The organism is Pseudomonas brassicae, from assembly GCF_010671725.1.
Classification (GTDB): Bacteria; Pseudomonadota; Gammaproteobacteria; order Pseudomonadales; family Pseudomonadaceae; genus Aquipseudomonas; species Aquipseudomonas brassicae.
Window position 1 is genome coordinate 1 of record NZ_JAAHBU010000283.1, and the last position, 5,565, is coordinate 5,565.

The 5,565-nt window shown below is 61.3% G+C and carries 6 protein-coding genes and 1 riboswitch; of the genes, 2 read left to right on the plus strand and 4 right to left on the minus strand.

Translation table 11 applies throughout. The features are described from left to right. Positions 1 to 60: 60 nt before the first annotated feature. Together G3436_RS18555 and G3436_RS18560 are read right to left on the minus strand one after the other, a co-directional pair. The gene (locus G3436_RS18555; RefSeq protein WP_163947848.1) at positions 61 to 1,074 is read right to left on the minus strand and encodes an ABC transporter substrate-binding protein; all 1,014 of its coding nucleotides are present in this window, start codon (positions 1,072 to 1,074) and stop codon (positions 61 to 63) included. 146 nt (positions 1,075 to 1,220) lie between these two features. Continuing rightward, positions 1,221 to 1,415: riboswitch (cobalamin riboswitch) on the minus strand. Between the two features lie 31 nt (positions 1,416 to 1,446). Beyond that, complete coding sequence (locus G3436_RS18560; protein ID WP_163947850.1) at positions 1,447 to 2,619, minus strand: acetyltransferase domain-containing protein; 1,173 nt, start codon at positions 2,617 to 2,619, stop codon at positions 1,447 to 1,449. 228 nt (positions 2,620 to 2,847) lie between these two features. Here G3436_RS18560 and G3436_RS18565 point away from each other — a divergent pair, with 228 nt between their 5' ends. Both G3436_RS18565 and G3436_RS18570 read left to right on the plus strand, forming a co-directional pair. Next, positions 2,848 to 3,453 (plus strand): SCO family protein, encoded by a 606-nt coding sequence (locus tag G3436_RS18565; RefSeq protein WP_163947853.1) that lies wholly within the window; start codon positions 2,848 to 2,850, stop codon positions 3,451 to 3,453. After that, complete coding sequence (locus G3436_RS18570) at positions 3,453 to 3,947, plus strand: copper chaperone PCu(A)C (protein ID WP_420801223.1); 495 nt, start codon at positions 3,453 to 3,455, stop codon at positions 3,945 to 3,947. The genes G3436_RS18565 and G3436_RS18570 overlap by 1 nt, the downstream gene beginning before the upstream one ends. 94 nt (positions 3,948 to 4,041) lie before the next feature. Here the strand turns inward: G3436_RS18570 and G3436_RS18575 are convergent, their stop codons facing one another. Both G3436_RS18575 and G3436_RS18580 read right to left on the minus strand, forming a co-directional pair. Beyond that, on the minus strand, positions 4,042 to 4,470 hold the full coding sequence (locus G3436_RS18575; RefSeq protein WP_163947858.1) for an NUDIX hydrolase: 429 nt from the start codon (positions 4,468 to 4,470) through the stop codon (positions 4,042 to 4,044). 84 nt (positions 4,471 to 4,554) lie between these two features. After that, a partial coding sequence (locus tag G3436_RS18580) for a DUF6708 domain-containing protein (protein WP_243667214.1) occupies positions 4,555 to 5,565 on the minus strand: 1,011 nt, incomplete at its 5' end.

The window sequence follows — 5,565 nt, forward strand, 5'->3', positions numbered from 1 at the left end:
CGGCCAGCAGTGCCAGCAGCAACGCCAGGCAGGCCAGCACGGTGCGCACGAGGCTGGCGTTCATTTGGGCAGGTCGAAACCGTTGATGGCCGAGGCCAGGGTTTCCATGCCGGTGAACAGCCGGGTACTGGCCTGCATGGCATGTGCGTCGAGGATCACGATGCGGTTGTGCTTGACCGCGTCCATGTTCCGGGTGACCGGGTCGCTGCGCAGGAACTCGAGTTTTTTCTCGTAGTCGTCAGCCGGGAAACGGCGGCGGTCCATGCGCGCAATCACCAGGAAGGTCGGGTTGGCCTTGGCGATGGTTTCCCAGCCCACGGTCGGCCATTCTTCGTCGGACTCGACCACATTGCGCACGCCCAGGGTGTTGAGCATGTAGTCGGGGATGCCTTTGCGCCCGGCCACGTACGGGTCGATGTCGAGGTCGGCGCTGGAGAACCAGAACAGTGCGCTGGTGTTTTTCAGGTCCTTGCCCTGCACCGCGGCGGTGGCCTTGACCAGACGGGCCTTGAGTTCGTCGTTCAGCTGCGTGCCACGCGCCTGTACATCGAAGATCTCGGCCAGTTGGCTGATGCTCGTGTAGATGCTGTCGATGCTGAACGGCTGCAGCCGCGTGCCGTCGGCGCCTACCAGGTTGTCCTTGCCTTCGCAGTCGGAGGGCATCAGGTAGGTGGGGATGTTCAGTTCATGGAACTGCTCGCGGGTGCCGACCACGCCCTGCGGGCCCACCATCCATTCCAGCTGCACGGCCACCAGTTGCGGACGTTTGCCGATCACCGCCTCGAAGCTTGGGTCGTTGTCGGCCAGGCGCTCGACCTTGTCGTTCTGCACCTTGTACGGCGCCAGTACATCGTTGAACCACAGCGAGGTGCCGGCCAGCTTGTCGCCCAGGCCCAGCGCATAGAACATCTCGGTGCCGGCCTGGCCGATGGTCACGGCGCTGTCGGGTGCGTGCTGGAAGGTCAGGGGGCTGCCGCAGTTGTGCACGGTCAACGGGTAGTGGGTCGGGGCGGCGTGGGCCAGGGTCGACAGACCCAGGCCGGCAAGCAGGGTGGCAAGGCGGGGCAACAGCATGATGCGATCTCCATTCGAACCGTACACGGGCAAGGGTGTACCGCCTGGAAACACATCACCGGGCACTGCCACGCAGGCAGTACGAGGCCGTTGCGCGCAAGCGGCGCGCACGGCAAGGATGTCCTCCCCGGACACCCCGCCGGTTAGTGATTGTTGCTGTGCCGGCAGGTCTCCTGACTGGTGCGTCGTCGCCTGGCTCCAGCCTTCCCGGATTCGATCCAGTGGCATTACAGGAGCAGGCTCGGCACCTACAGTTGCGGGGGCAGTTCCGTTTGGCGCCGTGGTGTGGCGTCTCGGATTCCCTATTAATTCCGTGTGGAAACCGGCGGGCGGCATGGTAGTCGATCACGCCGCCAAGGGGGAAACAAAACCTCAGAGATATTTCAGCCAGGCGACGTCGCGCCGACGTGCCTTGAGCGCGGCGAACCAGCGCACTGGCAGGTACAGCGCCACCGCCAGCAGCACCGAGGTCAGCCACACCGCAGCAATACCGTCGAAGCCGAAGTAGCTGCCCTGGTTCAGGCCGAACAGCGCCACGCTGGCCATGTACAGCAGCTTGAGCACGTACAGGTGCAGCAGGTAGAAGAACATCGGTGCAGCACCGAACACCGCCAGGGTGCTGATCCATTTGCGTTGCTGGGCGCGTTCGAAGCCCAGCAGCAACAACAGCCCCAGGCCCAGCGTCAGGGCCAGAAACAGCAGTGAAGGCGGGTACTTGGTGATGTTGAAGAAACTCATCAGGGTGTGTACGCCAGCCTCATGCGAAACCCACGGCGCTTCGCCGTAGCCATTCACCAGGCGCAACGCCACGAAACCCAGCAAGGCTGCCCCGCCTGCCAGCAACAGACGGCGCTGGCGGGTGGCTGCCGGCAATGAGGCGGCGAACCACGGGCCCAGGCAGTAACCCAGCGCGATCACGCCGATCCACGGCAGCACCGGGTAGGAGGTGCGCAGGCGCAGGCTGTCGGAGAACTCGATCCAGCCGCGGTCGTGCAGGATCGCCCACGGCACGTGCATGGCCGAGCCGACCGGGAAGTGCAGGCTGTCGAGCAGGTTGTGCCCGGCGATGATCGCCACGCCCAGTACCAGCAACAGCGGGCGTGGCAGCCACACCAGCGCGGCCAGCGCGATCATGCTCACGCCGATGGCCCAGATCACCTGCATGTAGATCACGCTCGGTGGCAACTGGAAGGTCCAGGCAAAGTTCACCAGGGTGAACTCCAGCACTACCAGAAACAGCCCGCGCTTGAACAGAAAACTGGCGACATCGCCCTTGCCCTGATGCTTGGCGCCGTACAGGTAGGCCGACAGCCCGGTCAGCAGCACGAACACCGGGGCGCACAGGTGGGCCAGGGTGCGGCTGATGAACAGGGCCGGCTCGGTCGTGTCGATGTTCATCGGGTCGCTGACCTGGCGGTGCAGCAGGAAGGTCTCGCGCACATGGTCCAGCAGCATGAACAGGATCACCAGGCCCCGCAGCGCGTCGATGGACAGCAGGCGTTGGCGCAGGGTAGTGGCGGTGGGGAGGGCGTTGGCGCTAGTCATTGAAGGGTCGCAGGCAAGGGGTGTTTAATTGAGTGGTTACTGTATAACATTTCTATTGCCTTGGTAAATCTTCCTTACAATGTTGCCGCCTTCGCTGCGACATCAGGCCGCACCCTTCGGGCGCTGTGCGCTGGAACCGGTATCGCTTGCGTGACAAAATGCCGCCTCGCAAAACCATGCGCAAGGGCCCCACTACCGGGGTCGGCACCTTCCCAAAAGGATGGTTACATGAATCATTTACTGACCCGGCGCACCGTTATCGCCGGGCTCAGCCTGCTCGGCCTTGGCGCCCTGACAGGTTGCGACAGCTCCAGTGCGCTGGACTTCAAGTACGGCAAGGACCTGAGCAACAAGATCCTGGGCCGTACCTTCAAGCTCAAGGACCCGCAAGGCAATGTGATGACCCTGTCGAGTTTCCAGGGCTCGATGCCGATGGTGTTCTTCGGCTTTACCCAGTGCCCGGCCGTGTGCCCGACCACCCTGGCGCGCGCGGTGCAGATCAAGAAGCTGATGGGCCGCGACGCCGACTTCCTGCAGGTGGTGTTCATCAGCCTGGACCCCGAGCGTGATACCCCCGAAGTACTGGATGCCTACGTCAAGGCGTTCGACCCCTCGTTCGTGGCGTTGTCGGGCACCCTTGAAGAGACGGCAGCGGTGGCCAAGGAATTTGGTGTGTTCTACGAGAAAGTGCCGGCGGGCGACACCTATACCATCTCGCACTCCTCGACCAGCTACGTGTTCGATTCGCGCGGTGTACTGCGCCTGGGCTTGCCGCATTCGCTCAACGCCAAGGAATGCACCGAAGATTTGCTTACTGTGATGGAGGTTTGTTGATGCGTTCTCCCGTTAAACACGCGCTTGGCGCGATGGCACTGCTGTCCCTGTTCGGTGCGGCGCTGCCGGCCGTTGCCCAGACCACCGTCGAAGGCGCGTGGGTACGTGCCAGTGTGCCGAGCCAGCAGGCGACCGGTGCGTTCATGACAATCACTGCCAGCGCTGACAGCAAGCTGGTGGCGGTTGAATCGCCGGCGGCCAAGACCGTGCAGGTGCACCAGATGACCATGCACAATGACGTGATGGGCATGGCCGAGGTCAAGTCGCTGGCGCTGCCGGCCGGCAAGCCGGTGGTGTTGGACAGCAACGGTTACCATGTGATGCTGATGGGCCTGGTCAAGCAGGTGAAAGAAGGCGACAGCGTGCCGCTGACCCTGATCGTCGAAGATGCCAAGGGCCAGCAGGAATCGATCAAGGTCGATGCGCCGGTGCGCCCGCTGACCGCCACTGATGGCCATGATAAGCATCAGATGCACGATCACAGCCATATGTAAGCCGCTGGCAAGGTCGTGCCGGCCCGGGCGCATCAGGCCCGGGCCACGACCACGGCACATTCCCCCTGAGTAGCATGGGCAGGCCAGGTGCTGGTCAGCGTTGTGCGGCGTGTGCGAGGTAGTCACGCAGTCGGGCTTGCAGGTACCAGACGCCTTCGGCGTGCTTCAGGTACTCGTCGATCGGCATCATTTTCCAGTACTGGCCTTCGTCACCGAACGCGATGGCGTCGATTTCCGCCTGGGTGAGTTGCCCCACCAGAAACCAGGCCTCCCAACCAGGGTGCGAGACGCTGGGGTAGCTGCGGCGCCATTCGATGCGCTCGGGCGACAGCCGCAGGGCGAATTCCTCTTCCAGTTCACGCAGGGCGCATTCGACCGGCGTTTCGTCCCCCTCGCGGCCGCCACCGGCAAAATCCCAGCAGCCCGGGAAGGGTATGGTGTCCTTGACGTCACGCTTGTAGGTCAGCAGGTGGTCGTTGAAGAGCAGGGCGAGTTTGGCGCCGGAGAAGGGTTTCATGAACATGGTGTGGCCTGCCTGGGGCTGATGGCGAAGTCGCCTATGGCTTGGTTCTGTGGTTGTTGGTACCAAAGGGCGTTGGCGAATAGATCACCCGTCAACGCGTTTTCCGTTCACGCGAATGATGGTTTTGCGCTTCTGCACAAACCCGCAGAGCTCGTCGATTTCCCGCGGAAATTGCGTATAGGGCACGTTGTACTGGATGAACTCGGCCAAGCACTGGGGGAAAATGTGCCAGAACAGCCAAAATACCCTCACAGGCAATCTGATGGGTGCCCAACGTTTGCCGCGTCGGCTGGACAGGCTGTTGTTCAAGGCGCTTTTCCACTCCTGGAAGTGCCGCAATGTTGCCTGTTTTCGTGTCATTCGCGCAGGAAGTGGGGGCGGCTCCGGCAAGCCATCGGGGCCGTTCGCCATGAAGTGTTGCAGGTAAGACCAGAGCGATTTTGCCGAACGATCGCCATCGTAGATACCCAGGTTGCCACAACACAGGCAGATTTCGGTGGGGGGCTTCATTGCATGGTCGATGCCCACCAGGTACAGGGGATGGCGGCTGGTATTGATGCTGCCGGAGATGATGGGGATGTAACCGGCCAGTGCTTCGAGCTGATCCCAATCGAGGATGTGAAGTTCTTTTTGACCCGGGAAAATATAGTAGACCTTGCGAGTGCCACGGTGAATGCGAATGAATGATCCACGGCAGCGGTGGTTGCCGCTCAGAAAGTAAAATGCTCCACCTATCATGGGCGGAAAAAGTGCAATTAAGAATGCGGTGATCGTTGTTTCACGCGTTATTTTTTCAAACCCTATTGCGCTCATCCCAAGGAGAATCGTCAAGGTTGTCACTATTATGGACAGTCCTATGAAATGAGCAGCCCCCGCTTTGTTTGAGTTCGAGAACGTTTCCAGCTCTATGCAGTTTTCCGTTGTTCGTCTTACACCGTCTGCCTCCGGCTTTTCGCCGGTTGAGTAGAAGTGATACAGAGGCGTGCTGCCAAATCGAAAGTTTTCAGGTAGGCGTTTTACTTTTTTTTTCATTTGGCGCGCGCACAGGGGCAAGGAATGGCTCATCAATGAGTCTTGAAGCCAGTTCGCTGACTT